The following is a 26,825-nucleotide window of genomic DNA, read 5'->3' as shown; positions in this document are numbered from 1 at the left end:
TCCACTCATGGGATGTCGCATGAGTGAACTCGTCCTCGACTGTCTCGATCCCGAACTGCTGGCCGGATTCTGGTGCGATGTGCTCGGCTACCAGATCCTGGAGCGAGACACCGACGGCAGCATCGAGATCGGCCCCGAGGCGGGCTTCGGTGGCCCGCAGCCGACCCTGCTCTTCAGCCCGACCACCGAACCCAAGGCCGGTAAATTGCGCCTGCACTGGGACCTCAACCCGACCGACACCGATCAGGCGACGGAATTGGAACGCCTGCTCGCGCTGGGCGCCCGGCCGGTCGAGATCGGCCAGACCGGCGCGGAATCCTGGCATGTGCTCGCCGATCCGGAGGGCAACGAGTTCTGCCTGCTGCGCCCGCGGCTCTCCGCCTAATCCGGCAGCTGCTCGGCGGCGATCCGGGCCCCGACCTGGCGCAGCAGCGCCGCCGCGTCCGCCATCGACCGCGCCGGATCCGGCTCCAGCGCCGACAGCGCGTAGCAGGCACGGAAACCCGCGGCCCGCAGCGCCGCGGCGTCCAGCGTGGTCCGCCCGGCCGCAGCGACCACCGGAACACCGGCCGCCCGGGCCTGCGCGCAGACCCCGATCGGGGCCTTGCCGTGCAGGCTCTGCTCATCCAGCGAGCCCTCCCCCGTGATCACCAGGGCGGCGCCGTCGACCAGGGCGCGAAAGTCCAGCAGCTCCAGGATGACCTCGATACCGCTGCGCATCTCGGCGCCGAGCACGGCCAGCGCGCCGAACCCGGTACCGCCCGCGGCGCCCGCGCCCGGCCGCCCCGCGAACTCCGGGCCGACCAACCGCGACCAGTTGTCCAGCGCCGCTTCGAGAATCGGGTGCTCGACGGCGGTGACGCCTTTCTGCGGGCCGTACACCGCGCTCGCGCCGCTGCGGCCGAGCAGCGGATTGTCCACATCACAGGCCAACGTGAACCGGGCCGCCGCGACCCGGTCGCCCAGCCCGGAGCGATCGAAGGTCACGGCCCGGGCCAAACCCGCACCGCCGTGCGGCACCTCGACGGCGTCCGCGTCGAGCACCCGGGCGCCCAGCGCCCGCAGCATGCCCGCGCCGCCGTCGGTGGACGCGCTGCCGCCCAGCCCGATGATGATCTCGGTCGCGCCCCGGGCCAGCGCGTGCCCGATGACGACGCCCAGTCCGTAGGTGCCGGCGCCGAGCGGATCCAGCACGCCCCCGGGCAGTTTCACCAGCCCGACGACCGCGGCGAGTTCCACCACGGCGGTCGAGCCGCGCATCGCGTAGGCGGCCGGGCCGGGTACGCCGGTCGGACCGGGCGCGGTCAGCTCGACCCGCTCCCAGCCCGCCGCCACGAACGCGTCCACGGTGCCGTCCCCACCGTCGGCGACCGGCAGTCGCAGCACCGCCGTGTCCGGGCGCGCCGCACCGATACCGGCCGCGAGCGCCGCGGCCACCTGCGCGGCGGTCAGCGACCCCTTGAACTTGTCCGGGGCCACCACAACTCGGGGAGAGGTCTCACGCGCCATGACCACATTCTGACCGCGGCCGGCGCCGTTGCGACCGCTCGCGCGAGCAGAAACCGGTACTTCTTTCCGGGCCGCCGTGACCTCAGGGTTTGGGCAGCGGTGCCTGGTCTGCGGTGGTGATGGTGACCTGCCCGGTGCGCAGATAGGTCATGACGGCCTCGTCGAGCACGGTGTTGCCGCGGCCGAAGGTGCCGTGATCACCGCCCTCGACCGTGATCAGCGCGCCGCCCAGGGCCGCGGCCAGCGCCGGGCCGCCCTCGTACTTGGTGAGCGCGTCGTGCCGGCTCTGCAGCAGCAGCGGTTTGGTCCGCAGTCCGGCGCCGGTCAGCGGCACCGGTGTGGTGACCGGTTCCCAGGCGCCGCAGGCCGCGCCGGAACGGACCAGATCGGCGCGCGCGTCCAAGGCATTGCCGCCGGTGGCGAGGGTGCCGGCCGCGGCGGCGAGCAGTTCGGGCCGGCCCGGGATGACGTTCTCGTTGCAGGTGATGGCCGAGAACACGAAGCGTCCGGTGGGATCGGTGGCGGTGATGCCCTCCAGCGCCAGCAACCGCGCGATATTCGCCGGATCGGCGTTCGCCTCGGACATGGCGCGCGCGAAGGTCGGCCAGAAGCCGCGGGTGTAGGTGGCCACGGCGGTGGCGCCGACCATCGGGGTCTGGGCCGACGCGCCACCGGAGAGCAGGGTGCGCACCAGGTTCTGGATCTTGCCCGCCTGCTCGAGGGTCAGATTGACGCCGTCGCGGGCGATCTCGGCCAGCGGGGCGGGCAGTTCGCGCGGCAGGTCGGCCACCCCGGTGGGCGGCGGGGTGAGGTTGGCGTACCAGCCGCCGCCCTGCGCGGAGACCAGCCGCACCCATTTCTCGTACACCTGGAAGGCCGTATTGCCCAGGTGGTATTCGTGGTCGTACTCGGCGATCCAGGCGAACAGGTCGTCCAGGCGCTGTTTGCCGGCCACCTGCTGCTGGGCGAACTCCTCGGTCCACACCCAGTTCGGATTCACATTGGAGTCCAGGATCATTCGGTCGACCCGCTGCGGGAACAGCGAGGCGTAGACCGCGCCCAGGTAGGTCCCGTAGGAGACGCCGAGGTAATCGATCCGCTCGACCCCGAGCGCGGCCCGCACGGATTCCATATCGCGGGCGGTGTTCTCGGTGGTGATGCTGTCCAGGTAGCCGGGCTGCGCGGCGTCACAGGCCTTCTTGACCTCGTCGCGGCTACCGCCGGCGACCGGAACCGGCTCACCCTCGGCGATTTCCCCGGCGGTCCGGCAGGTCAGCGGTGTGGCCCAGCGCAATCCGCGCGGCTGCACGGCGATCCGGTCGTACTCGGCGGCCAGCGCGGCGGGCAGCACCTCGGTGCGCTTGGCCCAGTAGTCCAGGGCGTCGGCGCCGGGACCGCCCGGATTGGCGAACAGGACGCCGCGCCGCGCGCCGGTGGCCGCGATCCGGCTGACGGTCAGATCGATCCGCGGGCTGTCGGGGTTCGAGTAGTCCATCGGGACGCTGATCACCGCGCACTGCACGCCGCGGTCGGCGGTCACCGAACCCGCTGGGCAGGAGCCGAATTCGAGACCGGACGCGGCGTGTGCGCCGCCCGGGACGAGCGTTCCGCCGAGCAGGGTGGCCGCGGCCAGCGCGCCGAGGGCCCGCGGGGTCATCCGTACCGCTGATTTCCGCATTGATCTCGTACCTCCGCCGGCTCGGAGTCGATCATTTCACATCTGTGCATCGATCCGCGTTGCGAGGCTTCACGATCACCGGAACCGGAGTAGTTTCACTGCCATGGCCCTCCCGCCGATTCCCCGATTCCAGGTGCGCAACAACACCCGGTTGGACCGCTTCGAACTGTCGGTCGACGGCGCGCTGGCCGGCTGGGCCGAGTACCAGGACACCGCCTCCGAACGTGCCTTCGTGCACACCGAACTCGAAGTCGGCTACCAGGACGGCGATTTCGCCGGACTGCTGGTGGCGGCGGCGCTGGCGACCAGCCGCGCAGAGGGTTTCGGCATTCTGCCGATGTGCCCGACGGTGTGCCGGTATGTGGAAACCCATCCCGAATACGTCGCGGCGGTACCCGCCTGGGCACGCCCCAGAATGGGCCTGCCTCAGTAGGCTCTCCCGTCGCCCGACCACCACCCCTCATCGAATCGCGCTACGCGCGATACTGTGACACCGCGCCGTCCAGTGCCTGCTGCAAATCCGCGCGCACCAGCCGGGCGATCTCCGCGGGTTTGGCGGGCACGTCGAATATCGGATTGCCGAAATAGAAGCTGGCCGACTTGGCCTCCTCCTTGGTCGGCTCGACCGTCGGATCCGGTCGCGGGCCGTAGCTGAGCCCGAGACTGAGCAGCGCGGGCTGCACCCCGAGTTTCTGCGCGCGGAAAGCGATGTGCCCCACCCCGCTTCCGACCGCCTGCACCTGGGTCGGATCGACCTCGTTGCAGGTGCCCTCGGGGAAAATGGCCAGATGTTCCCCGCGCGCCAGCCGCTGCGCGCAGATATCCATCATGCGCTGCCCCGCCGCGTTGACCGCGCGCAAGCCGTGGTCCTTGCCGCGGAACACCGGAATTCCGCCCATCATGTCGACTTTGCGTCGCTGCTCGGGTTCGAGGAACAACTCGTCCTTGGCGAGCACGCGGACCACACCGATGATCGGGCGCAGCGGACTGCGCCACGCAGCGGCGGCCACGGTATACGGATCGTTCTGCGACAGATGATTGATCGAGATCAGGATCGGTCGGCCCGAACGCACCAGGGCGCGCACCTGTTCGCGCGCTTGCGGCGCGTAACTCACCCGCGGATGGTAGCGACGCCCGAGGAGCGCGTACGACGCCTTGGCTTTCAGCCGATTCTGCCGATGCTGCAAGTAGAAGTCGTAAACAGCATCGCTGTTTTCGAGGACAACCTCGGGCTGTTGCATACCGCGACTCTAACTCTTACACCGAAACGCCGGGGCTCCAGACCAGTGCGGATCGAGGAGACAGCTGCGAGAATGTGCGAGTGGCACGCGGAGACGACCCGGACGAGCGGAGAACGCACGGCGGACACGGTGACCGCCGTCGGCGCGATTTCTCCCACAGCGAGCAGTTGGTCCGTGCGGGCACCCTACTGGTGTCCGCTACCGACCTGGTCGAGCCCACCTTCCGGCGCACCGTCGTCTACATCATCGAGCACAACGATGGCGGCAGTCTGGGTGTGGTGCTGAATCGGCCGAGTGAGACCGCGGTGCGCGATGTGCTGCCGCACTGGGCGGCGGCGACCGCCGCACCGCACCGATTATTCATCGGTGGACCGGTGAAACGTGATGCGGCACTGTGTCTCGGCACGCTTCGGGTCGGCGCATCGATCGCCGGTGTGCCCGGGATACGCCGGGTCGACGGCAGAGTCGTGCTGGTCGACCTGGATTCCGATCCCCGCCTGGTCGCGCCGCTACTCGAGGGTGTGCGCATCTTCGCCGGGTACGCGGGCTGGACCTTCGGCCAGCTGGAGGGTGAGTTGCAGAACAACGACTGGATCGTGCTGTCGGCCTTGCCTTCCGATCCGATCTGCACCGGCCGCCCGGACCTATGGGCGCACGTGCTACGCCGCCAGCCCCTACCCCTGGCATTGCTGGCCACCCATCCGATCGAGCTGGAGCGCAACTGAGCCGATCCCGCCGGTCGGGTGACCGGCGGGATCGTTCGGATTCGGTGCCTCAGCGGCTCTGCTTGCGGAACAGCGACTTCGCCCACAGGTAGCCGACGAGCGCGATCACCGCGCACCAGGCGAGGGAGATGATTCCGCTGGCGCCGATCTCACTGCCCATCAGCAGACCGCGCACCGTTTCGGTGAACGGGGTGAACGGCTGGTACTCGGCGAACTGGCGCAGACCGACCGGCATGGTGTCGGTGGGCACCAGACCGCTGCCCAGGAACGGCATCATGATGATCGGGAACGGCATATTGCTGGCGCTCTCCGGATTCGGCGCGGCCAGGCCGAAGGCCACCGACAGCCAGCCCAGCGCGAACACGATCAGCAGCATGAGGCCGATCGCGGCGACCCACTCGATCGGCGTCGCCTCCGGCCGGAAGCCGCACAGGGCCGCCACGCCCAGCATCGCGCCCAGTGCCAGCACCGCCTGGATCAGAGTCCCCATCACATGCCCGGTCAGGATCGCCGATTGCGAGATCGCCATCGTGCGGAACCGGTTCACGATGCCCTTGGTGACATCGGTGCTCACCAGCACCGCGATCGCCGCGGTCATGTACGCCGGGAGCAGCAGCAGCATGCCGGGCGTCAGGTAGTTGATGTATTTGCTGTCGTCCCCGCCGACGCCCGCCTGCATCGCTCCGCCCAGCACGAAGTTGAAGATGAGCAGCAGGATCACCGGCATCACCACGACGCTGAAGGTCATGGACGGATAGCGCTTGGCGTGCATCAGGTTTCGCCGCAGCATGGTCATCGAATCGGCGAAGGCCGGGGGCCGCGCGACGCGCGGGGCAGTGATCGTGGGCCCACCCGTCGCCCGACCGCCACCCCTCATGGAATCGCTACGCGATGCTGTGGTCATTTTCGGTCTCCTTTTCAATAGTGGAATGTCCGGTCAGGGTGAGGAATACGTCGTCGAGCGTGGGCGTCTGCACGGAGAGCCCGGCAGGTTCGATCTGCTCGTAGGCGAGCCGGTCCAGGACCGTGCGCAGCGAGTGCACGCCACCGTCGCTGGGGACGGCGAGGGTCAGATCGTCCTCGCTCTCGGGCAACTGGACGGCGAAGGCCGCGGCCGCGGCCGTCTGGACAGCGCGATCGGCGAACTCCAGCCGGATGTGCCCGCCGGGGACCAGCCGCTTGAGTTCGGCCGCGGTGCCCTCGGCGACGATGCGCCCGTGGTCGAGGACGGCGATGCGGTCGGCCAGCTGGTCGGCCTCGTCCAGGTACTGGGTGGTGAGGAATACGGTGACGCTGTAGTCGTCGACCAGGTTGCGGATGATCTCCCACATGGAGCGGCGGCTGCGTGGATCCAGGCCGGTGGTCGGCTCGTCCAGGAAGATGACGCGCGGGTCGCCGACCAGGGTCATGGCCAGATCCAGGCGCCGGGTCATGCCACCGGAGTAGGTGGAGGCGGGCTTGTCGCCGGCTTCGACCAGGTCGAAGCGCTCCAGCAGGTCCGCCGCGAGCCGCGTGCCGGTCTTGCGCGGCAGATGGTGCAGGTCGGCCATCAGCAGCAGGTTCTCGCGCCCGGTGAGCAGTTCGTCGACGGCGGCGAACTGGCCGGTGACGCCGATCGCCTGGCGCACCGCGTTGGCTTCGGCGTCCAGGTCGTGGCCCGCCACCCGGACCTCGCCGCCGTCGCGGCCGATCAGGGTGCTCAGGATCTGCACCGTGGTGGTCTTACCCGCGCCGTTGGGGCCGAGCAGGGAGAAGATGGTGCCCTCGGGGACGGTGATGTCGATGCCGTCGAGAACCAGCTTGTCGCCGTACGACTTTCGCAGCCCCTGCGCGGAAATCGCGGGGAGGCGATGACCGTTCGTCATGGGTTTCCCTTTCATTAGAACATGCGAATGTAGGCATGTTTCAGCCGCACCGCTCCCGTCCTGCGGTGCGGTGTTGCGTTTTTCGGAGTCGGCCGGAGCCGGTACTAGATGTCGAGTTCCTCGATCGGCGGACGATCCGCGATATCGGCGACCCGCCTGTAGAGCTTGTCGGGCAGGTGCGGTTTCAGTTCCTCGAACGTGTCGACCACCACGAGAATGAACTCACCCCAGTCCTGTTCGCCGACACCGAGCATGCGACGCCAGTTGGTCAGGTCCTTGACCCAGTTCGTGGACAGTTCGGTGGCTTGTTCGGCCCAGTCCGACAGCTGGGCGTGCATCACGTATTTGCCTTTGCGGCTGCGATACACCCGATAGTGCTCGGCGCGCTTATCGTTGAGATCACGCAGTTCGCCGAGCAGCGCACCCGAGAAGCGGACCTGCCGGACGCCGTTGTGGCCGACCTTGAGCACCACTTCCTCGAAGCCCTCCTGGCGACCCTCCTCCAGTTCGATGAACCGGCGCAGAGCCGTGGTCACCGCTCCGGAGAGGTTGCCGCCGACCAGCTCCTGCGCCCGCTGGAACAGCGGCAGGTCGTCGTCGGAAACGTAGATGGTCTTATTGGGCATGACACGACTATACGTAGATGTATACGTACACGCAAGATCTGGGTTCAACTACCTCCGCCGCAGCCGCCACCACCGCCACCACAGCCGCTGCCCCCGTCACCACCGGAGCAGCCGCCGGAGTCACCCTCCAGAAGTTCGACCAGATCCCACCAGCCGCCCTGCTTCGTCCGTTTGATCTTGCGCTTGCGACGGCGGCGGGCTCGAAATCGGAGCACCGCGAGCGGCCACAGGGTCAGGAACATTCCCGAGCCGAGCGCGCCGTACCCGTACGACGAGTCGAGAAAAGAACCGATGGCGAACAGTCCGCCGACAGTGCCGACCAACGCCATCCACAGCGTCCACAGCATGATGCCTACTTCGACGCGATGCTAGCTACCGCCACCGCAACCACCACCACCGCCGCCGCAGCCACTACTGCTGCTGCCACCGCCGCAACCACTGCTGGAACTACTCGAACCCGAATCGGAGTAGCCGCCGGAACCCGACGAACTACCGAAGTCGAAGGAACCACCGCTGAAGTCCGCGCTCCAGGCGCCGCGACGGCGACGCGCGTTGTCGCGCCCGGCGTTTCCGATGATGACGAGAATGACCGCGGGCACCGCGAAGCAGAAACCCACTGCGATGGCATCGCCGATAAAGGCGACGAAAGCGAGAAATCCCAGCCAGATTCCGAAAATTCGGATCATGCGCATTCTTCCTCCCCAGGAGAATGTGGCCTCCCCCACGAAGGCCGCTGAGGCCAGGCTACGGGAGCACCCGGCACCCGCGCATCACCTTTTGGTCAGCGCCGCCAAAAGATCAATTGGCGGGCGCGCAGGTATCCCGCAGCGAGCACGAACCGCACGAGGAACCGCAACCACCGGACTGCACCGGAACCAGACTCGCGAGCGCCTTGTCGGCCGCGATGGCGCCCCCGCCCAGGGTGAACAGCGCGACTACCGAGCTGACCACGGCCACGATCAGGCCGACCAGCACGCCGGCCTGGGAGGCGACCAGACCGCCGGCGAACAGCAGCGCACCGGCCGCGACCGAGGTCGGCGCGGCGACGCGGTTCGCGATCCGGAAGTTCTCCTCGGAACTGAGAGCGGACTCGGTATGCACACCGACGACGCGGTTGAAAGGCAGCCGGCCGGTGAGCCCGAGCACGCCGGTCGCGATGGCGACGACGGCCAGCACGAAAAGGGCGAGAGCTACGAAGAACACCCGGCCAGGGTATCGCACCCTGTTTTTCGGTCCTACGGGGCCGACGCTCTACCCTGGTAGGCATTTACTTTGTCGGTGATCGGCGAGAACAAGAAGGCAGGACCGTGCAGGACAACCGTGTCAATGAAAGCGATGTACCCGAGCACCGGTACAGCGCCGATCTCGCGGGCCGCATCGAACGCCGCTGGCAGCAGAACTGGACAGCGCGCGGCACCTTCCACGCGCCCAACCCGACCGGTCCGCTGTCCGGCGAAACGCCCGCCGACAAACTCTTCGTCCAGGACATGTTCCCGTACCCGTCGGGCGCGGGCCTGCACGTCGGGCACCCGCTGGGCTACATCGCCACCGACGTGTTCGCGCGCTACCACCGCATGCAGGGCCGCAATGTGCTGCACGCGCTGGGCTACGACGCCTTCGGCCTGCCCGCCGAGCAGTACGCGGTGCAGACCGGTCAGCACCCGCGCACCACCACCATGTCCAATATCTCGACCATGCAGCGTCAGCTGGACCGCTTGGGACTGGGGCACGACCGGCGTCGTTCCTTCGCCACCACCGACCCCGAGTACTACAAGTGGACGCAGTGGATCTTCCTGCGCATCTACAACGCCTGGTACGACCAGGAGGTCGGCCGGGCCCGGCCGATCGCGGAGCTGGAGGCGCAGTTCGCCGGCGGAGCGCGCCCCGCGCCCGAAGGCCAGGACTGGCACACCATGTCCACGGCCGAGCGGGCCGCGCTGATCGACTCGTATCGCCTGGTCTACCAGACCGATTCGATGGTCAACTGGTGCCCGGGTCTGGGCACCGTGTTGTCCAACGAAGAGGTCACCGCCGACGGCCGCAGCGAGCGCGGCAACTTCCCGGTGTTCCGTAAGCGCCTGTGGCAGTGGATGATGCGGATCACCGCCTACTCCGATCGGCTGGTCGACGACCTGGACCTGCTGGACTGGCCGGACAACGTGAAGTCCATGCAGCGCAACTGGATCGGGCGCTCACGCGGCGCGCAGGTGAAGTTCGACTCCCCCGCCGGGCCGATCGAGGTGTTCACCACCCGCCCCGACACCCTGTTCGGCGCGACCTACCTGGTGCTGGCCCCCGAGCACGAGCTGGTCGACCGGTTGGTCACCGCCGCCTACCCGGAAGGCACCGACCCGCGGTGGACCAACGCGAGCGCCACGCCCGCGGAAGCCGTTGCGGCGTACCGGAAGTCGATCGCCGCCAAATCCGATCTGGAACGCCAGGAGAACAAGGAGAAGACCGGCGTCTTCCTGGGCGCTTACGCGGTCAACCCGGCCGACGGCGCGGCCGTACCGGTGTTCATCGCCGACTACGTGCTCAGCGGCTACGGCACCGGCGCCATCATGGCGGTGCCCGGCCACGACCAGCGCGACTGGGATTTCGCCCAGGCGCTCGGCCTGCCGATCGCCGAGGTGATCGCCGGCGGTAACGTGCACGAGGCCGCCTTCACCGGCACCGGTGAGTTGGTGAATTCGCAATACCTGGACGGACTTTCGGTCGAGGACGCCAAGGCGTCGATGATCGCGAAGCTGGAGGCCGACGGCCATGGCGCGGGCACCGTGCAGTACAAGCTGCGCGACTGGCTGTTCGCGCGGCAGCGCTACTGGGGTGAGCCGTTCCCGATCGTCTACGACGAGACCGGCGCCGCCCACGCGCTGCCGGAATCCATGCTGCCCGTGGAACTTCCGGAAATGGAAGATTTCGCCCCGGTCACCTTCGACCCGGACGACGCCGCCTCCGAGCCGTCCCCGCCGCTGGCCAAGGCCACCGACTGGGTGCACGTGGAACTGGATCTGGGCGATGGCCCCAAACGGTACCGGCGCGATACCAATGTGATGCCGAACTGGGCGGGCAGCTCCTGGTATCAGCTGCGCTACACCGATCCCACCAACCCGGAGGTGTTCTGCGCCAAGGAGAACGAGGCCTACTGGGTGGGTCCGCGTCCGGCCGAGCACGGCCCGGACGATCCGGGCGGTGTCGATCTGTATGTCGGCGGCGTCGAGCACGCGGTGCTGCATCTGCTGTACGCGCGGTTCTGGCAGAAGGTGCTGTTCGATCTGGGTGAGGTGAGCAGCCGTGAGCCGTATCGCCGCCTGTTCAACCAGGGCTACATCCAGGCGTTCGCCTATACCGACGCCCGGGGCACGTACATCCCGGCGGCCGAGGTCGTCGAGCGGGACGGCAAGTTCTTCTGGACCGACCAGGCCGGTGTCGAGGCCGAGGTGTTCCAGGAGTACGGCAAGATCGGCAAGTCGCTGAAGAACGCCATCTCCCCCGACGAGATGTGCGACCTGTACGGCGCGGACACCTTCCGCTTCTACGAGATGTCGATGGGCCCGCTGGATACGTCGCGTCCGTGGGCCACCAAGGATGTGGTGGGCGCGCATCGTTTCCTGCAGCGGGTGTGGCGACTGGTGGTGGACGAGGAGACCGGCGCGATCCGGGTCACCGAGGACGATCCCTCGGAGGAGACGGCACGGCTGCTGCACAAGACGATCGCCGGGGTGGACGAGGATTACGCCGCGCTGCGCGACAACACCGCGGGCGCCAAGCTGATCGAGCTGACCAACCATCTGACCAAGAACTACCCCGGCGGCGCGCCACGCCACGTGGTGGAGTCGCTGATCCTGATGCTGGCGCCGCTGGCCCCGCATATCGCCGAGGAACTGTGGGAACGCCTGGGCCACCCCGAATCGCTGGCGCACGGCCCCTTCCCGGTCGCCGACCCGGCCATGCTGGTCGAGGCCAGCGTGGAGTACCCGATCCAGGTCAACGGCAAGGTCCGCAGCCGCATCCAGGTCCCCGCCGACGCCGACACCGCGGCCATCGAAGCCGCCGCCCTCACCGACGAGAAGATCGCCGCCCTCCTCGCCGGCGCCGCCCCCCGCAAGCTGATCGTCGTCCCCGGCCGCCTGATCAACATCGTCGCGTGACCTTCCAGCGCCACGTACTCTGGTGCCCATGACCGGGGCCTCGATCGCCTACCGCTGGACACGCGAGGAGTTTCTGCGCGCGTGGGAGGCGGGCGCGTTCGACCATCGAGTCGAACTCGTCGAGGGGGAGGTGTGGTCTGTGGTCATCGGAGATTGGCACGGCTTCACGACCGGAAATCTCCTCCGCCTACTGACAGCGAAGGGATTTCGCCTTACTACCGCCACACTGCCCACCGGGAATTCCCTCCCCGACCCGGACTGCTGGGTGCTGCGCGAAGGTGCCGAACCGATAGGCACGGTCGGCACCAAGGTCTCGGTATGGGCCCCGGCCGATGTCGCCCTCGTCGTCGAGGTGTCCGATGAAACGGTCATGTACGACCTCGGCATCAAGGCAAAGTTGTACGGTCGCGCCGGGTACTCCACGTACTGGGTAGTCACCAAGGACGTGCTCTACGAGCACACCGACCCCACTCCGGAGGGCTTCCGCGTACGGCGGGAATACCGTGCCGGAGAGGACATCCCGATTCATTACGCGGACACCACCCTTCCAGTCACGGACCTGCTGTCCACCCTCTGATCCGGCCCGACCGATGAGACAGCCGACGGTAGCCAGCTACCGGCTTACACCGGGATCAGGTGGACGCGGTCGCCGCAGAGGCGGCGCATATCGTCGACGTCCGAGGTCAACATGGCCACCGGGCCGGTTTGGCGTAACGCCATTTCTGCGACGGTGGCATCGATCGCGTACTTGTGGCCGTGTAGGCCGGCCTTTTTCAGCAGGTTGGCCGCAGCTGTGGCCGCTGATTCGGTAACTGGTTCAACCCGAACTCTGGACAGGACCCAGCGAAGCCTTGGAACATTCACCTTTGCGTGACTGACTTCGACGATTGTGTTCGCGCCCACGACGATCTTCGCGCCGTCCAGGTTGTAAACATGAACTCGAGTGAGCATCTCGCGATCCTCGGCTACCCACAGAGCCAAGCCCTGACTGTCGAGAACGACCGTTCGTCCAGCGCCGTTCACGCAGCGCCAGCCACGGTGTCACCGTCACCATAAAGTTCCGAGCGCGCCCGAGCCAGTTCCTCCGAGGTGAACTCGCCGTGTTCTTCCTGATACTTGCGCATATCCTCAGCGATTAGTTCATGCCGTAGCTGCTGCGCGACCGCCTCAGCAACGTAGCCGGAGAGGTTGTCGGTCCTTTCACGCAACTTCTCGACCTGCTCGGTGGGCAGCGTCACGGTGATTCGCGTAGTCGACGACATGCAGTGAGCATACTCCGATATGCTCCCTTTTGGGAACGGTTACCCAGCAATCGCTCACGGCGGTAGCAGGGCGTCGTTCAGGGTGACCATGCGAAGGTTGCGGCCGCGGATGATCTCGACCAGCCGCCAGGCAGCTGCCGGGACCGGGCGTTCAGCCGAAAGGGCGGAGCGTGATTTCGGTGGGGTGGGCGTCGCGCGGGGTGTCGATGGCGTTGCGGATGGTCCAGGCGACGGTCTCGGGGGTGAGGAATTCTTCGGGGCGGTAGTCGCGGCCTTCGCCGGCGATGATGGTGCGCTGCATGTCGGTGTCGATGCGGCCGGGGTGGATCGAGGTGACGCGCAGGGTGGGCTCCTCGAGCCGCAGGGCGTCGCCGAAGGCTCGCAGGCCGAACTTGGAGGCGGCGTAGGAGGCCCAACCGGCGTTGGCACGCAACCCGGCGCTCGAATTGACAAGGACCACATGGCCTTCGGCCCGGCGCAGGGCGGGCAGCAGCAGCCGGGTCAGCTCGGCCACGGCAATAACGTTGGCCTCCAGGGTATTCCGCCATTGATCCACCGACGAGTCGGCGATCGTACCCAGATCGGCGACACCGGCATTGTGAACGAGCACATCCAGCCGCTCGATTCGGGCGGCCGCCGCGGCCACCGCCGGATAGTCGGTGAGCGGCACGGGCCAGCCGGTGGCGCCGGGCAATTCGGCCAGGATCGGGCGCAGCGCCTCGGCCGAGCGGGCACCGAGCAGCAGATCGTGGGTGGGGGCGAGCGTTCTGGCGACGGCAGCGCCCAGCCCGCGGCTGGCGCCGGTGATCAAAGCGGTCGGCTTCGGATGACTGGTCATGGCGCATCACCGTAGTAGCTGTGCACAAACCCGGCGGTAACCCGTAGCGTCGTCGGGCCCCGCACCGATGCACGCATGTGAGTTCAGCCGCACCACTGCCGGTCGACCGGGCGACTCCGAGCGCCGCCGAACGGGCGTTCCTGCGCGTGGCATCGCAGAATAGGGGGATGGCGCACCCGGGTTTCACCCCCACTCAGCTCGCGGCCCGTGCCGCGTACCTGCTGCGTGGCAACGACCTGGGCACGATGACCAGCGCCGCGCCACGCCTGTACCCGCACATGTGGAGTTGGGACGCCGCCTTCGTCGCGGTCGGCTTGGCGCCGTTGAGCGTGGAGCGCGCGGTGGTGGAGCTGGACACGCTGCTGTCGGCGCAGTGGAAGAACGGGATGATCCCGCACATCGTGTTCGCCAACGGCGTCGACGGCTATTTCCCGGGCCCGGCCCGATGGGAGTGCCGCAGGCTGGCGGCGAACGCGCCGGACGGCCCGGACACTTCGGGGATCACCCAGCCGCCGGTGCACGCGATCGCGGTGCAGCGGATTCTGGATCATTCGCGCCGGCACGGCCGCGGCACCCGCGCGGTGGCCGAGGAGTTCCTGCAGCGCCGCTGGCCGGATCTGGTGCGCTGGCATCGCTGGCTGGCACACGCCCGGGACCCGAAGGAAACCGGCCGGATCACGCTGTATCACGGCTGGGAATCCGGTATGGACAATTCGCCGCGCTGGGATCGGGCCTACGAGAACGTGATTCCGGGTGCGCTGCCGCCGTACGAGCGCGCCGACACCGCGATCGTGGCGGATCCGACCCAGCGGCCGAGCGACCGCGAATACGACCGCTACCTGTGGCTGGTCGAGCAAATGCGCCGCGCCGGATACGACGACTACCAGCTCGCCTCGACCATGAGTTTCGCGGTCGAGGATGTTTTCGTCACCGCGATCTTCGCGCTGGCCTGCGAGGTGCTGGCGCATATCGGCGAGGACTACAAGCAACCGCTCGCCGATGTTCGTGAGCTGTACGGCTGGGCGGATCGGTTCCGCGCGGGCGTGGTCGCGACCGCGGATCCGCGCACCGGCGTGGCCCACGATATCGATGTGCGACTGGATCGCCCGATCGTGACCGAGACGCTGGCCGGTTTCGCGCCGCTGATTTCCGGTGGCCTGCCCCGTGATTCGGAACGCGCGCTGCTGCGCCTGTTCGAGGGGCCGAGCTATTGCGGCCATCCGGATCTGCGGTACGCGCTGCCGCCGTCGACTTCGCCCGTGTCGCGGGATTTCCGGCCGCGCGAGTATTGGCGCGGCCCGGTGTGGCCGGTGATGAGCTGGCTGTTCTCCTGGGTGTTCGCGCGCCGCGGCTGGGCCGAGCGCGCGTTCATGCTGCGCGCCGAGGGCCTGCGCCAGGCCAGCGACGGCAGTTTCGCCGAATACTACGAGCCGTTCACCGGCGAACCGCTGGGCAGCATGCAGCAGTCGTGGACGGCGGCCTCGGTGCTGGACTGGCTGGGGTAAACCGCACGTCCCCGGCGACCGGACATATCGGTCATACACTGCCGCTATGGCCACGCGTACGAGCCGATTGCTGCTGTCCGTGCCGCTCGCGGCGGTACTCGGCGCCGGCCTGCTGCAGATCCCGTCGGCGACCGCGAAACCGCAGCACGCCGAGGTCTACAGCGGCTATTCGGTGACCGCGCCCGAGCACGCCCCGATCCGCTCGGTATCCGCCCGCTGGACCCAGCCGACCGTCTCCTGCAATAGCCTCGCCGGGCTGACCGGCGGCTTGGAGAACCTGATCGGCACCGGCTCGGCGCTGCTGCGCACACCGGGCATGCTGGCCAATCCGCTCGGTCTGGCGGTCACGCAGTTCGTGCCGCACATGAGTTACTGGGTCGGGCTGGTCGGCGGCGAGGATCAGGATATGACGCTGGTCCAGACCGGCACCTCGGTCGCGTGCGTGCTCGGCATGGTCGAGTACGGCGGTTTCTTCGAGGCGCCGTCGCTGCGGAATCAGAAATCGCCGGAGGCGTGGACGGATCCGGGCGTCGAACCGGGCGATGTCATGGCGGCCACCGTGACCTGGGATGACGTCGACACCTATCGGCTGGTCCTGACCAACACCACCGCCGGCTGGACCAAGGAGCAGACCATGCGGCTCGAGGGCATCACCCCGCGCCTGGCCCTCGCGGTCGGCGAGACCATCCCCTGCAACTCACCGGATTTCACGCCGATCGAGTTCACCGAGGTCACCGCCGACGGCAGACCGTTCGGCGAGTACGAGGTGCGCTCGTGGACCGTGAGCCCGTGCGCGCCGATCGAGCCGAGCCCGCTGCACGGCTCGTCGTTCACCATCACCCAGCCGCCCGGTGTGGTGAGCGACACCCACCCGCAAGACAATTAGAGCGGATAACTATCGTGGAGCGCCATGGATATCAGGCGCTCCAGCTGGATGGTGGCATTGATCGCGTCGGCGGGCATCCTCACCGCTCCGCCTGCCACGGCCGAGCCGCAAGGCCCGGACGTGTCGTCCTGGCAGCATCCCGACAAGATGATGATCGACTGGTTCGCCGTACGCCACGCGGGCTACGAATTCGCGATGGTGAAGGCGAGCGAGGGCATGCACTATGTGAATCCGCACTTCGTCCCGGACAGCCTGATCATGCGGGCGGCCGGAGTAGCGCGCGGCACCTACCATTACGCACGCCCCGAACTGTCCCCCGAAGCCCAGGCCACGCTGTACTCGACCGTGGTGCTCGGCCAGAACGGCCCGCTGGATCTGCCGCCGGTCCTGGACCTCGAGTCCTCCGGCGGCCTGCCCCCGGACGCGCTGATCGACTGGACCCAGCGCTATCTGAACACGGTGCAGACCCTGACCGGCCGGACGCCGATCATCTACACCTATCCGAACTTCTGGAAGACGGCCATGGCCGACACCAACCAGTTCACCCGGTATCCGCTGTGGATCGCCGACTACCGCGGCAACCCGGAACCCGAGGTGCCCGGCGGGTGGCCTGCCTGGACCTTCTGGCAGACCACCGACAGCGGCAGCGTTCCGGGTATTCCGGCCCGGGTCGATCTCAACGTCTACAGCGGCGCCCAGGGCGATTTCCGCCGCTTCGCCAATATGTAGCGATCAGTGCCCGATGCGGGCGCCGCCCTTCTTCCACACCGCGACCACCGACGGCCGCGGCTGGGCGGCGCCACCGTCGGGCCAGTGCGACAGCGGGTTGTCGGGGGTGGCGTCGTCGGCCTCGCCCGGATGCTGCACGCACACCATGACCCGCTGCTCGGTGACGATCGGACCGCAGGTCTCGCCGCCGCGCGGCACCGTCAGGAACTGCTTGGTCTCACCGCGATTCGGGCCGTCGAGCACCACCGAGAACAGGCCGTCGTTGGACTTGAGCGCATTGCCGTCGGTGGAGATCCACAGGTTGCCGTACGGGTCGAAGGCCAGGTTGTCCGGGCAGGAGATCGGGCTGACCTTGGTCTTGTCGAAGCCACCGTAGTAGGTGTCGGCGGCGGCCGGGTCACCGCAGACCAGCAGCAGCGACCAGGTGAACTCGGTGCCGGTGTGCTCGTCGTCGATCTCGAGGATCTGGCCGTTCTTGTTCAGTTTGCGCGGATTCGCTTCGTCCACACCGGCTTTGCCCTCGGCGCCGCGGTTGTCGTTGTTGGTCAGCGCGACATACACCTTGCCGGTGTAGGGGTTGGCCTCGAAGTCCTCGGGGCGGTCCATCTTGGTGGCGCCGACCTTGTCCGCGGCCAGGCGGGTGAACACCGCGACCTCGGCCGCCGACATGCCCTCGACCAGCGACCTGCCCTTGCCGTCGGCGGTGGACTCCAGCAGCGGAATCCACTGGCCCTTACCGGTGAAGCCCTGCTCGGAGGGCTTGGCGCCGGTGCCATCGATCTTGTCGGCGTGATCGCCGGTCAGCTTGGCGACATACAGCGTGCCCTCGGCGAGGATCTTCATGTTCTCGCGGCGGCTCGACGCGCTGGTGCCGGACTGGATCTTGCGGCTGGACACGAACTTGTACATGTAGTCGAACTTCTCGTCGTCACCGGTGTAGGCGACGACCGCGCCGTCGGCGGTGACGTAGACGTTGGCGCCCTCGTGCTTGAGCCGGCCCAGCGCGGAATGCTTGAGCGGCACCGAGTTCGGGTCCCACGGGTCCACCTCGACCACATAGCCGAAGCGGTTCGCCTCGAACGGCTCCTTCTCCAGGTCGAAGCGCTTGTCGGCGGTCTCCCAGCCGTTGGCGGTCTTGCCGGCGGCGAAACCGTAGCGCTTGGTGCGTTTGTTGCCGATCTTGTCGCCGTTGGCGAAGTAGCCGTTGAAGTTCTCCTCTCCGGAAAGCACAGTGCCCCAAGGGGTTACACCACCCGCACAGTTGGCGAAGGTGCCCAGGATCTTGCTGCCGGTCGGATCGGCGGAGGTGGTGACGAACGCGCTGCCCGCGGCCGGACCGGTCAGCTTGAACTCGGAGGTGGCGGTGATGCGGCGGTTGTACTTTCCGAACACCGGAGTCAGCTTGCCCGAACCGGATTCGCCCTTGACCTCCACCACGGACAGGCCGTGTGCCGCCATGGTGATGGCGATCTGCTCGGCGGTCGGGGCATCCTTGTTGTAGCCGCGGAACATGTGCGGGCCGGTGGTGTACTCGTGATTGACCACCAGCAGATAGGAATTGGGCTGGCCCTCGATCGGCAGCAGCGCGGCGAAGTCGTTGTTGTAACCGAACTGCTCGGCCTGCGCGGCGGCGGTCTGCTTGTCGAAGTCGAACGCGGGCGCGTCGGCGAAGATCGGGTCGCCCCAGCGCAGGACGACGCCCTGCTCGTAGCCCTCGGGGATGACGACCGCGTCTTCCTTGTTGGGGGTGACGGCGGTGTAGGCGGTGCCGGTACCCGGCGTGCCCGCGGCCTTGGCGACCGGGGTGGGTGCGTCGGCGGGCTTGTCGTCACCACATGCGGCCAGGGCGCTGCCCGCGCCGACGGCGAGCACGGCGGCCGCGCCGCCCTTGATCAGGCCGCGGCGGTTCAGGGCGGCGACGATGTCACCGAAGTACGCGCCGCCGGAGGTGTTGGGCGGCTCGTGGAAGCAGGCGTTGCCGCACTTGTATTCACAGGTCACGGCGGCACGGGAGGACTGGCCGTCGTGCTTGACGAAGAGGGCGAGCGGTTTCACGGTAACTCCTGAACTCGAGCTGTCGGGCGCACGGTAAACCGCGGAAACCAGCCCCGGGAAACGAAAAGGTGAACAGGCGACCAATTAGGTAACCCTCAGTTTGCCAGCTCAGCACAAAAGGCCCGGGGCGCAAGCACATCCGCTTGTCATCCCGGGCCCAGCCTAGGGGGTTTCGCGTTCCTCATGCGTTCACCGGCAGCGCCAGCACGACCTCCTGCTCCGCGCCCGGCAGGTAGTGGACCTGCACGATCCGGCCGACCTGCACCCCGGCCACCAGCGCGGGCGGCAGGAACTTCTCGGCGTGCGCGGCGAACGTGCTCCCGTCCGGCCGGGTGACGACGAGTCCGAGATCGATGCGTGTGTGCCCGTCCCGGATCTCCCCCGGCACCGACAGCGACCGCACCACCGCCTGGGCCTGGATGCCCCGGGCCGCGATATCCAATTTCGCCGGGGTGGTGAAGCCCTTGCGCAGCATCGACTCGTTCATCGCGCGCTGCGCCGCGGCGGCGTCACCGGACAGGTCGACCTCGACCTTGTCGGTGCGCCCGGGCAGGTATCGCACCGGCAGCACCACACCGGGCCGCAGCAGGGCGAGTTCGGTGAGCGGCACGATCATCCGGGCCTGGGATTCGAAGACCTTGCCGTCCATGCCCTCCACACTGAAGTGGACGCGCACCTGCGGCTGGTCGTTGACGGTGACACCGGTGTGATGGAACGACCGCACCGTGCCGATCCCGACCAGCCCGCCCCGGAACTCGGAGCTGTTGTTACCGGTGAACGCTTGCAGAATGCCCTCGCCGGTGAACGCGAACACGATCGGGACGATGGTCATGGCGATGATCGGCAGCGCCAGCTGCGGGCCGACCCACGGCATGGCGAACGGGTCGGTGGTGTCGGCGGTGAAGCCGTGGAACAGATAGAAGGCGAAGGCGAAGGCGCCGAAGACGAGAGCGGCGGCGCGGGCTTTGGTACGCATGGTGTGCTCCTGGCAGAGGGGTGACCCGCGCTCCCACAGATGTTGCGGGAGCGCGGGATTCGGAAGGGAGAAGGATCAGGCGCCGACGATGGTCGTGCAGGCGAAGGTGATGTCGAACTTCGCGGCGGGCGCTCCGGCCATCGGGTTGGTCATATCCGGGGTGCCGACACCCTCACCGGTCACCTTGTAGGTGTTGCCGTCCTTGACCAGCTTCGCCGAGCCGCCCGGCTGGCCGTTGCCGTAGCCGACCGCGTACGGCATGCCGTTGGCGCCGCCCTTGCTGCCCGCGATGGCCACCGCCTGCACGGTGTCGCCGCTGATGGTGGCGCTCACCGAGAGCTGGCCGTGCGCGTCGTTGTTGTTGTCGGTCAGGGCCAGTGCCAGCAGACCGCCCTGCTTGGCGCAGGTGGTGTCGAAGGTGCCCGCGAGCGTCTTGCCGTCCACGGCGGCCGAGGACTTGCCCGCCGGTGCGGGGGCCGGGGCGGCGGAGGTGGCCGGCTTGTCGGCGGGGGCGGGGCTGCTGCTCTTGGCGTCCTCACCGCAGGCGGTCAGGCCCAGGGCGAGCGCGGAGGTGGCGGCGACAACGGCGGCGGCGGTCTTGAGGTTCATGATGGTGTTCCTTGTCTTTCGTGTGGTCCGGCCCTTGGCGGTGCCGTTACGAGAAAGGTAGGAACGATCGGCGTCCTACCGATCCCAGGTTTGTGCCCGCCCAAATCACAATTGCTCGGTATCACCTGGCCGGTAACCTGGTCGAATGCGACGACCGCGCGCCATGGTGCTGGACGAGGTGTGGCGCGAGCTCGACGGTGTCGAAGCGCTCAGCGGCCCACAGGGCGGTCCGCTGCGGCGCACCGTGAAACTGCTGCTGGATCCGCTGGTGATCCGGCCGGTCCAGCATCCGAGCTGTGCCGGGCCGCTGGTCAGCGCCGACGGCGCGACGCTGCTGACGGCCCGGGTGCACGCGAGCGCGGACGTACTGCGCGCGACCGCGGCCTGGTTCACCGTGCTCAAACAGGTTCGCCGGGCGCTGCGGATCACCGAGGGACATCCACAGGACCTGTACTTCCAGCGCTGTTTCGAACTCGCGACCACCTCGGGTGCGCCGAATCCGGTGCGGGAGCGCGAGATCGCCGAGGCGGCGCTGCGCGAGATCCACGAGTTCGCGGCCGGGCGCACCACCGGAGCACTGAAAGCTCACCTCGGAGATGCCGAGCGGGCGGCCGAACTCGCCCAGCTGGTCGAGGTCGCCTGGCGGCGGCGACCGTCCGCGGCAGCGCCGACGGTCGATCACACGCGGACGATCGACGCGCTCCTGGAGGAGGCGGCCGGCGCGCGGGTCGGCGCGGGAAACGGCAAGGGGCAGTATCTGTTCGACAGTCTGATCGCCGCGCACGCGGGCGCACATGCGGGAATCACGCTGTGGCACCGGGAGACTCGGGCGCAGCGCTACGGGCTCACCGGTCATCCGCTGCCCCGGGCGCCCGAGATCGGCGTCTCGGCTTCCACATCCGCGCTCGGGCTGCCCCTGGACCGCACCATCTACGAGCGGGTGTTCACGGTGTTGCAGGCATCGACCGAACGCTCCGAGCTACCCGAGATACCGGAACTGGTCACCTCCGAGGTGGCCCGCAGTTGCGCACCGTGGGGGTTCCTGGACGAATCGCTGCGCGTCACCGCCGCCGCGGGAGCCGCGCTGGCGGTGCGGTTCGCACCGATCAACACCCCCGGCCCGGCTCGGCTCGGCACCGACCCCGATGCGGCGGAATCGGTGCCGGCGCGTTTGATCAACGGGCGCTGGCGGCGGGAATCCTATGTGCTGCAAGCCCGTCGGCTCGCCATCGACCCGGCCGCCGAGCTGTCGGCGTCGAACCCGCTCGCCGTGATAGCCACCGAGTTGCGGACACCGTGGCAACCCTATCTGCGGCGACTGTGGGTGCGGCTGCACGGACGTGATGTCCGCGAATTCTCGATCTTCGATCCCGATGAGCTGTGGGATCTGCTCGACGGGGTGGCGCGCTCGGTCATCCTGGACCACCGAGCCCGGGTGAAGAAGGCGCTCAGCGCCGGATCCCTGGCCGCCGAGATCGACACGCTCGAATCGAGGGTGAGCTGATGACCGAGGTCACCCTGTTCCGCGCGCGCGACGTGCTCGCCATCGCGCCGGCGGGCGCGCCCACCGTCCTCGACGGCGCGCCGGACAACGACGTCATGGTGCTCGAGGTGCTCGGCGGGACGCTCACCTGGAGTGCCCTGTCCGGCCAGGCCATCCCGGCCGCCGTCCTCGACGACCTCGACGCCGCCCAGGACTGGCTGTGGGCGATCTACGGCGAGGCCGTCGCACTGGCCGCGGCCGAATACGCCGGGGGGCGGCCCGCGCTGCCCGCCCGCCCGGAACTGCCGCGCCTGATCACCCACAGCTGGCGGCTCGGCTACGCGCACTGGGCGGCCCGCTGGTGGCCCGCCTCCACGCTGGACGGTATCCCGGCCCTGGACCCCGCGCTCCTGGCGGCCGAGATCGCCGAACTCACCGAGCAGTGCGACCTGCTCGTCGACGGCGACGACGCCGAGATCGCCGTGTCCGTGCCGAAAGTGGCCGCGCGCCGCTCGGATTACGCACTGGCCGCCGGTCGCGATACCCCCGGCGCGGTGCTCACGCTGGACCGCGGCGTCGGCGGCTGGGATTGGCGCGGCTGCCCGCCCGGGTTGCTCGATGCCTCCGAACAGGCGGTCACCTGGGAACTGGCCCGCGAATCCGGTCTCACCATCGCCCGGGTCAGCGTGGTCGCCGCCCCCGGCCTGACCGGCCCGGTGCCGTCGCACCTGCGGCCGCGAGCGCGCGTCACCGAGGCCGCCGAGATCGAGCTCGACCTGGTGGGTGACACCTGGGTGGGGCAGACACCGGTGGCCGGGGAGGACGCCGTGACCGTCGAGGTCTCCGTGCCCGGCATCGGCCTGCCCGAGTACGAGGATCGCGGCGGGCCCGAACTGCGCAGGCGGATAAGGGAGTTCGCCGCCGCACGGTTGACCCGAACGGCGGAAACCGACGCATTCGACGCGCCGCTGCGGGCGGAACTCGATGCCGCCGTTGGCGATTCGGACTTCTGATTGCGGTTCCGCCACTTCGATATTGTGCGATGACCAGCGCATCCACCGGCGGCCGTGCGATCCTCATCACCGAGGGCCGACGCCGCGCGGTGGGCGGACTCACGGAAACGGCTGCGCGAAGCCGGTACACAGTTCGGAGATCGTGATGCCGGAAGCCGACGACGGCCGTGCGGTTCTACTGGCGGGCGCGCAGGCGTATCAGCGTGGCGATGTCGCCGGGGCACTCCGGATCTTCTCCGACGCGGTACGCGACACCACCGGCCCGCTGCGGGTCAGCGCGCTGATCAATGCCGCCAGCATGGCCGACGAGCTCGGCGATCACACCACCGCGCTCGGCTGGTACCGGGAGGCGCTGGCCGAGATTCCGGCGGACGCCGTCGAAAAGCGTTGTAGCGCACTGGTTAACCAATCCCAGGCATTGCAGCACCTCGGGGAACTGGACGCAGCACAGGCGGCGCTGGAGGAGGCGCGCGGCCTGCTCGCCAACAGTGCCGAGGAGCTGGGCACCTTGCGCGTCTCCTGTCTGCTGTCGCTGGGCGCGGTCGCCTTCCATCGCGGGCAGTGGGCGCACACCATCGAGATCGCCACCGAATCCCTGGAGACCGCGGTACGATTCGCGCCCCAGCTGGCGGGCCATCCGCTGATGAATCTGGCGGGCGCGTACTTCGAGACCGGCCGCCACGAGCTGGCCTTCGACTTCGCCCGGCAGGGGCTGGCGGCCTTCGAGGCGGCGGGTGATGTGAACGGGGTCGCCGAGTCGCGGCAGAATGTCGCGATCATGCACATCCGGCTCGGCCAGCACGACGCGGCCGCGCCGCTGCTGCGCGCCAGCCAGGACTATTTCGAGCGGGCCGGGCTCGGGTATCGCGCCGGGGTCGGCCTCAAGAACCTGGGCGCCATGGCCGAGGGCAACGACGACCTGGCCGAAGCCGAGGACCTGTACACCCGCGCGCTCACCTACTTCCGCGACTCCGGCGCCGTCCTGGACGCCGCCTTCGTCCGCACCCGGTTGGCCACCGTCGCCTACGACAGCGGCGACATCGAAGTGGGCGAGGATCATTTCGCGGAGGCCTTCGCCGTCTACGCCGAGCGCGGTCTCGGATTGCACTGCGCCCAGATCGATTTCTGGCACGCCCTGCTGCTGGAGTCGATCCTGGACGCCGTCGAGGATCCGACCGCGGCCCTGGCCTTGGCCACCGATCTGGCCGTCACCTCCGCCCTGGCCATCGACGCCGTCCGCCACACCCTGCCCACCGGCGCGCAGCGCCACCAGTGGACCCGCCAGATCGCCGACCCCGCCCTGCAATTGGCCTTCCGGCTCGCCTACCGCCGCGGCGACGGCCTGCTCCTGGCCGACCTCATCGAAACCCAGTGCGCGGGTGCGACCCTGCAACCCGCGACCACCAGCCCACCCGGCCGCAGACAGTTCCCCCTCGAGCTACTCGACCCCACTCTTGCATCCGAAACCGCGGACACCGCAACACTTTCTGAGGCGTCGACCAGTCCCGGCCCAGAAGGCACCGGCGCGACCGGAACCGAGAACACGGATCGAGCGGGCCTGTCTTCCACCGACCTGTCGAACAGTTCGCACGCTGAATCGACTAGCTCCAGCGCACCCCAACCCACACTCCAAGCCGGGCCGCTACCCGCGACCGCAGGCGCTCCCCCACCGGCGACCCTGCGGCTGGCCTCCGCCCTGGCCGATATCGCCGCTGGCGAAGGTCTCCCCATCACCCTCCCCCCGCGCCTGCTCGTCGGCCCGGAACAGCGCCTCGCCCTGGCCGATTTCATCACCGCCGCCGAACAACGCTACGGCCGCCCGATCCGCGATACCCGCGAGGTTTCCGCATGACCAACGCTCTACTCGCCTCGACCGATTCCGCACGCGGACAAACGAATCGGGCCGCCGCTCGGGTCGCGGCGGAGGTGTCCGCATGACGCGCACGGCGGAGCAGCCGGTTGTCGTGGTGCGGATGGCCGATGCGGGCGATCTGTACATGTCGTGGCGGTGGGTCGACGATGTCGGCCCCGGCGGGGTGAGCATGCTGCCCGGCGGGCCGATCGACGAGGTGGTGGCGCGGTTGGCGGCGGCGCTGCCGGTTCCCGGTGCGGCCCAGGGGGTGGCCGACGCGCTCAGCACCGGGGATTTCGCGACACCGGAGTCGGAATATCTACTGGCACGGGATCTTTCGCGGGCGCTGCTGCCCTCGGGCCTGGCCGAGCAGCTGGCGCACCTGCACGCCCAGGGGATCCGGCCGTTGCTTCGGCTGCAACCGTCGCCGCGGGTCGCGCAGGTGCCGTGGGAGATTCTGGCGCCCGCGCCGGAACTGCGGCTGATCGATATCGCCGATCTCGGCCTCTCGGCGGCGGCGAGCATTGTGGGGGCGCCGGGGCGGGTGGCGCGCCGCTGGGCGGATCGACGCGATCTGCCGGTGGTCGGGATTCTCGATCCGCGTATTCCGGGCTATCGCGCCGATTCGGCGCTCGGATCGGTGCTCGGCCGGATGGACGCGTCGAACGCGCTGACCGAGCGGATCGCCGAATATCGTGCGCGGCAACGGTTCGCGCCGGAGATCGGCACCGCCTTCCGGCGCACCGACCTGGACCGGGACTGGCTCGGCGCCGCCTTGCGCGCGGGTGCGAGCCGCCTGCTCTACGTCGGGCATGTGACCGCGGCCGCGCCGGAGTCCGGGCAGAGCGAGAACGCCGAACTGCATCTGGCCTGCGGCGCGGACACCACCGGGTTCGCCCGGGCCACCCGCACCCATCGTCCGCTGTCGGCCAAGGACTTCCTGCTCGGCACCCACACCCTCGAACCCGTTCCGAGGGCGGGCGCCGAGTTGTGGCCGATGCCCGCCCGGGTCGCGCTCATCGCCTGCGAGAGCGGCGGTGACCTGCGTTTCAGCGAGGCGCTGGGCCTCACCGCGGCAATGCTCGCCGGTGGCGCCGAACTCGTGACCGCCACCCGCTGGCCACTGCCCACCGATCTGGCCTTCCAGCATTTCGCGAACACCGGCGCACGTCCGCTGCTGGCCACCATCTGCGCGGTCGACGCCGCCCATGAACAGCCCGATCCGGTGGTCGCGCTGGCGGATTGGCAGCGCGATCGGCTGAGCTCCTGGCGCGATACCGGCGCGATCGAATTCTCGCCCATCCTGTGGAGCGCGCTCGCCACCGTCAGCACATAGGTAACCGAGCGCGGAAAGTACTTATAGGCGACTGATTCGGCGCACCCTCCCCGAGCCATAACGTAGTTCTCGTCAGCAAGACAGAGCGAGAACTACCAGCTCAGACCCTATGGAGGACACCATGAACGAGCTCGTCGCCCAGTACCTGGAAGCCTGGAACACCACCGACGCCGATGCCCGCAAGGCAGCCGTCGCCCGGGTCTTCACCGCGGACGCGACCTACGTCGATCCGATGGTCGACGTCGCGGGCCGCGCCGGTCTCGACGCGGTGATCGCCGGTGTGCAGACCCAGTTCCCCGGCTGGACCTTCCGTCTCGGCGGTCCGGTCGACGCCCACCACGATCAGGTCCGCTTCACCTGGGATCTGGGTCCGGCCGACGGCCCCGCCGTCGTGATCGGCTTCGATGTCGCGATCGTCGAGGACGGGAAGGTCGCCAAGGTCTACGGCTTCCTCGACAAAGTCCCCGCCGCCGCCTGACCCTCCTT

At 68.6% G+C, this 26,825-nt stretch carries 28 protein-coding genes; 13 read left to right on the top strand and 15 right to left on the bottom strand.

Annotated elements, in window-relative coordinates; genetic code table 11:
- Nucleotides 1-7 precede the first annotated feature (7 nt).
- Complete coding sequence (locus ACFVMC_RS07060) at nt 8-385, top strand: VOC family protein (protein WP_379207597.1); 378 nt, start codon at nt 8-10, stop codon at nt 383-385.
- Here ACFVMC_RS07060 and ACFVMC_RS07055 read toward each other — a convergent pair.
- Entirely contained in the window at nt 382-1,509 is a 1,128-nt protein-coding gene (locus ACFVMC_RS07055; RefSeq protein ID WP_379207596.1) for a glycerate kinase, read from the bottom strand. The two genes, ACFVMC_RS07060 and ACFVMC_RS07055, sit on opposite strands and share 4 nt — an antisense overlap.
- Before the next feature lie 82 nt (nt 1,510-1,591).
- The gene (locus ACFVMC_RS07050) at nt 1,592-3,187 is read right to left on the bottom strand and encodes an alpha/beta fold hydrolase (RefSeq protein WP_379207594.1); all 1,596 of its coding nucleotides are present in this window, start codon (nt 3,185-3,187) and stop codon (nt 1,592-1,594) included.
- Nucleotides 3,188-3,290: 103 nt separating this feature from the next.
- Between ACFVMC_RS07050 and ACFVMC_RS07045 the strand changes: the two genes are divergently transcribed.
- Complete coding sequence (locus tag ACFVMC_RS07045; RefSeq protein ID WP_379207593.1) at nt 3,291-3,620, top strand: GNAT family N-acetyltransferase; 330 nt, start codon at nt 3,291-3,293, stop codon at nt 3,618-3,620.
- A gap of 40 nt (nt 3,621-3,660) precedes the next feature.
- On the opposite strand, the gene ACFVMC_RS07040 is transcribed toward ACFVMC_RS07045, so the two are convergent.
- Nucleotides 3,661-4,428 (bottom strand): lysophospholipid acyltransferase family protein, encoded by a 768-nt coding sequence (locus tag ACFVMC_RS07040; RefSeq protein ID WP_379207591.1) that lies wholly within the window; start codon nt 4,426-4,428, stop codon nt 3,661-3,663.
- A gap of 80 nt (nt 4,429-4,508) precedes the next feature.
- Here ACFVMC_RS07040 and ACFVMC_RS07035 point away from each other — a divergent pair, with 80 nt between their 5' ends.
- On the top strand, nt 4,509-5,153 hold the full coding sequence (locus ACFVMC_RS07035; RefSeq protein WP_379207590.1) for a YqgE/AlgH family protein: 645 nt from the start codon (nt 4,509-4,511) through the stop codon (nt 5,151-5,153).
- 49 nt (nt 5,154-5,202) lie between these two features.
- On the opposite strand, the gene ACFVMC_RS07030 is transcribed toward ACFVMC_RS07035, so the two are convergent.
- The 6 genes from ACFVMC_RS07030 to ACFVMC_RS07005 form a co-directional block, all read right to left on the bottom strand.
- Nucleotides 5,203-5,949 carry an ABC transporter permease gene (locus ACFVMC_RS07030; RefSeq protein ID WP_379207876.1) on the bottom strand — a complete coding sequence of 249 codons (747 nt, stop codon included), beginning with the start codon at nt 5,947-5,949 and terminating at the stop codon, nt 5,203-5,205.
- Between the two features lie 88 nt (nt 5,950-6,037).
- On the bottom strand, nt 6,038-7,018 hold the full coding sequence (locus tag ACFVMC_RS07025) for an ATP-binding cassette domain-containing protein (RefSeq protein WP_379207588.1): 981 nt from the start codon (nt 7,016-7,018) through the stop codon (nt 6,038-6,040).
- A 104-nt stretch (nt 7,019-7,122) separates the two neighbouring features.
- Nucleotides 7,123-7,644, bottom strand: a complete 522-nt coding sequence (locus ACFVMC_RS07020) for an EXLDI protein (protein ID WP_379207587.1) — start codon at nt 7,642-7,644, stop codon at nt 7,123-7,125.
- Nucleotides 7,645-7,688: 44 nt separating this feature from the next.
- Complete coding sequence (locus ACFVMC_RS07015) at nt 7,689-7,991, bottom strand: hypothetical protein (RefSeq protein WP_379207585.1); 303 nt, start codon at nt 7,989-7,991, stop codon at nt 7,689-7,691.
- A gap of 21 nt (nt 7,992-8,012) precedes the next feature.
- The gene (locus tag ACFVMC_RS07010) at nt 8,013-8,330 is read right to left on the bottom strand and encodes a hypothetical protein (RefSeq protein ID WP_379207583.1); all 318 of its coding nucleotides are present in this window, start codon (nt 8,328-8,330) and stop codon (nt 8,013-8,015) included.
- A gap of 112 nt (nt 8,331-8,442) precedes the next feature.
- Nucleotides 8,443-8,847 (bottom strand): SdpI family protein, encoded by a 405-nt coding sequence (locus ACFVMC_RS07005; RefSeq protein ID WP_379207581.1) that lies wholly within the window; start codon nt 8,845-8,847, stop codon nt 8,443-8,445.
- Nucleotides 8,848-8,951: 104 nt separating this feature from the next.
- On the opposite strand from ACFVMC_RS07005, the gene leuS reads away from it, so the two are divergent.
- Together leuS and ACFVMC_RS06995 are read left to right on the top strand one after the other, a co-directional pair.
- Complete coding sequence (gene leuS / locus ACFVMC_RS07000; protein WP_379207579.1) at nt 8,952-11,795, top strand: leucine--tRNA ligase; 2,844 nt, start codon at nt 8,952-8,954, stop codon at nt 11,793-11,795.
- Nucleotides 11,796-11,823: 28 nt separating this feature from the next.
- Nucleotides 11,824-12,372 (top strand): Uma2 family endonuclease, encoded by a 549-nt coding sequence (locus ACFVMC_RS06995; RefSeq protein WP_379207577.1) that lies wholly within the window; start codon nt 11,824-11,826, stop codon nt 12,370-12,372.
- 44 nt (nt 12,373-12,416) lie between these two features.
- On the opposite strand, the gene ACFVMC_RS06990 is transcribed toward ACFVMC_RS06995, so the two are convergent.
- The 3 genes from ACFVMC_RS06990 to ACFVMC_RS06980 form a co-directional block, all read right to left on the bottom strand.
- Nucleotides 12,417-12,776, bottom strand: coding sequence for a DNA-binding protein (locus ACFVMC_RS06990; protein WP_379207575.1), 360 nt, complete (start codon nt 12,774-12,776; stop codon nt 12,417-12,419).
- Nucleotides 12,777-12,814: 38 nt separating this feature from the next.
- Nucleotides 12,815-13,057 (bottom strand): hypothetical protein, encoded by a 243-nt coding sequence (locus ACFVMC_RS06985; protein WP_379207574.1) that lies wholly within the window; start codon nt 13,055-13,057, stop codon nt 12,815-12,817.
- Nucleotides 13,058-13,208: 151 nt separating this feature from the next.
- On the bottom strand, nt 13,209-13,895 hold the full coding sequence (locus tag ACFVMC_RS06980) for an SDR family oxidoreductase (protein ID WP_379207572.1): 687 nt from the start codon (nt 13,893-13,895) through the stop codon (nt 13,209-13,211).
- Nucleotides 13,896-14,062: 167 nt separating this feature from the next.
- Here ACFVMC_RS06980 and ACFVMC_RS06975 point away from each other — a divergent pair, with 167 nt between their 5' ends.
- From ACFVMC_RS06975 to ACFVMC_RS06965, 3 genes are read left to right on the top strand one after another with little or no spacing between them, the layout of a single operon-like run.
- Nucleotides 14,063-15,400: an amylo-alpha-1,6-glucosidase gene (locus tag ACFVMC_RS06975; RefSeq protein WP_379207570.1), complete on the top strand. Its 1,338-nt coding sequence runs from the start codon at nt 14,063-14,065 to the stop codon at nt 15,398-15,400.
- Between the two features lie 46 nt (nt 15,401-15,446).
- The gene (locus tag ACFVMC_RS06970) at nt 15,447-16,286 is read left to right on the top strand and encodes a G1 family glutamic endopeptidase (protein ID WP_379207568.1); all 840 of its coding nucleotides are present in this window, start codon (nt 15,447-15,449) and stop codon (nt 16,284-16,286) included.
- Nucleotides 16,287-16,334: 48 nt separating this feature from the next.
- Nucleotides 16,335-17,015, top strand: coding sequence for a glycoside hydrolase family 25 protein (locus ACFVMC_RS06965; protein WP_379207874.1), 681 nt, complete (start codon nt 16,335-16,337; stop codon nt 17,013-17,015).
- Between the two features lie 3 nt (nt 17,016-17,018).
- Here ACFVMC_RS06965 and ACFVMC_RS06960 read toward each other — a convergent pair whose 3' ends face one another.
- From ACFVMC_RS06960 to ACFVMC_RS06950, 3 genes are all read right to left on the bottom strand, one after another.
- Nucleotides 17,019-19,070: a PhoX family protein gene (locus ACFVMC_RS06960; protein ID WP_379207567.1), complete on the bottom strand. Its 2,052-nt coding sequence runs from the start codon at nt 19,068-19,070 to the stop codon at nt 17,019-17,021.
- Between the two features lie 181 nt (nt 19,071-19,251).
- A complete protein-coding gene (locus ACFVMC_RS06955; RefSeq protein ID WP_379207565.1) occupies nt 19,252-20,046 on the bottom strand; it encodes a hypothetical protein in 795 nt (264 codons plus the stop codon).
- Between the two features lie 75 nt (nt 20,047-20,121).
- Nucleotides 20,122-20,655 (bottom strand): lipoprotein LpqH, encoded by a 534-nt coding sequence (locus ACFVMC_RS06950; protein ID WP_379207564.1) that lies wholly within the window; start codon nt 20,653-20,655, stop codon nt 20,122-20,124.
- A gap of 163 nt (nt 20,656-20,818) precedes the next feature.
- Here ACFVMC_RS06950 and ACFVMC_RS06945 point away from each other — a divergent pair, with 163 nt between their 5' ends.
- From ACFVMC_RS06945 to ACFVMC_RS06925, 5 genes are all read left to right on the top strand, one after another.
- A complete protein-coding gene (locus ACFVMC_RS06945) occupies nt 20,819-22,159 on the top strand; it encodes a hypothetical protein (RefSeq protein WP_379207872.1) in 1,341 nt (446 codons plus the stop codon).
- On the top strand, nt 22,159-23,151 hold the full coding sequence (locus tag ACFVMC_RS06940) for a hypothetical protein (RefSeq protein ID WP_379207562.1): 993 nt from the start codon (nt 22,159-22,161) through the stop codon (nt 23,149-23,151). Before ACFVMC_RS06945 ends, ACFVMC_RS06940 begins: the two co-directional genes overlap by 1 nt.
- A gap of 145 nt (nt 23,152-23,296) precedes the next feature.
- Nucleotides 23,297-25,003 carry a tetratricopeptide repeat protein gene (locus ACFVMC_RS06935; RefSeq protein ID WP_379207560.1) on the top strand — a complete coding sequence of 569 codons (1,707 nt, stop codon included), beginning with the start codon at nt 23,297-23,299 and terminating at the stop codon, nt 25,001-25,003.
- Nucleotides 25,004-25,085: 82 nt separating this feature from the next.
- The gene (locus tag ACFVMC_RS06930; RefSeq protein ID WP_379207558.1) at nt 25,086-26,339 is read left to right on the top strand and encodes a CHAT domain-containing protein; all 1,254 of its coding nucleotides are present in this window, start codon (nt 25,086-25,088) and stop codon (nt 26,337-26,339) included.
- 121 nt (nt 26,340-26,460) lie between these two features.
- Nucleotides 26,461-26,817, top strand: a complete 357-nt coding sequence (locus ACFVMC_RS06925) for a nuclear transport factor 2 family protein (protein ID WP_379207556.1) — start codon at nt 26,461-26,463, stop codon at nt 26,815-26,817.
- The last annotated feature ends 8 nt before the right edge of the window (nt 26,818-26,825 follow it).

It is taken from the genome of Nocardia sp. NPDC127579, from assembly GCF_042672005.1.
Classification (GTDB): Bacteria; Actinomycetota; Actinomycetes; order Mycobacteriales; family Mycobacteriaceae; genus Nocardia.
Note: the sequence above shows the minus strand (reverse complement) of the source record. Positions and strands in the feature narration are given on the sequence as shown.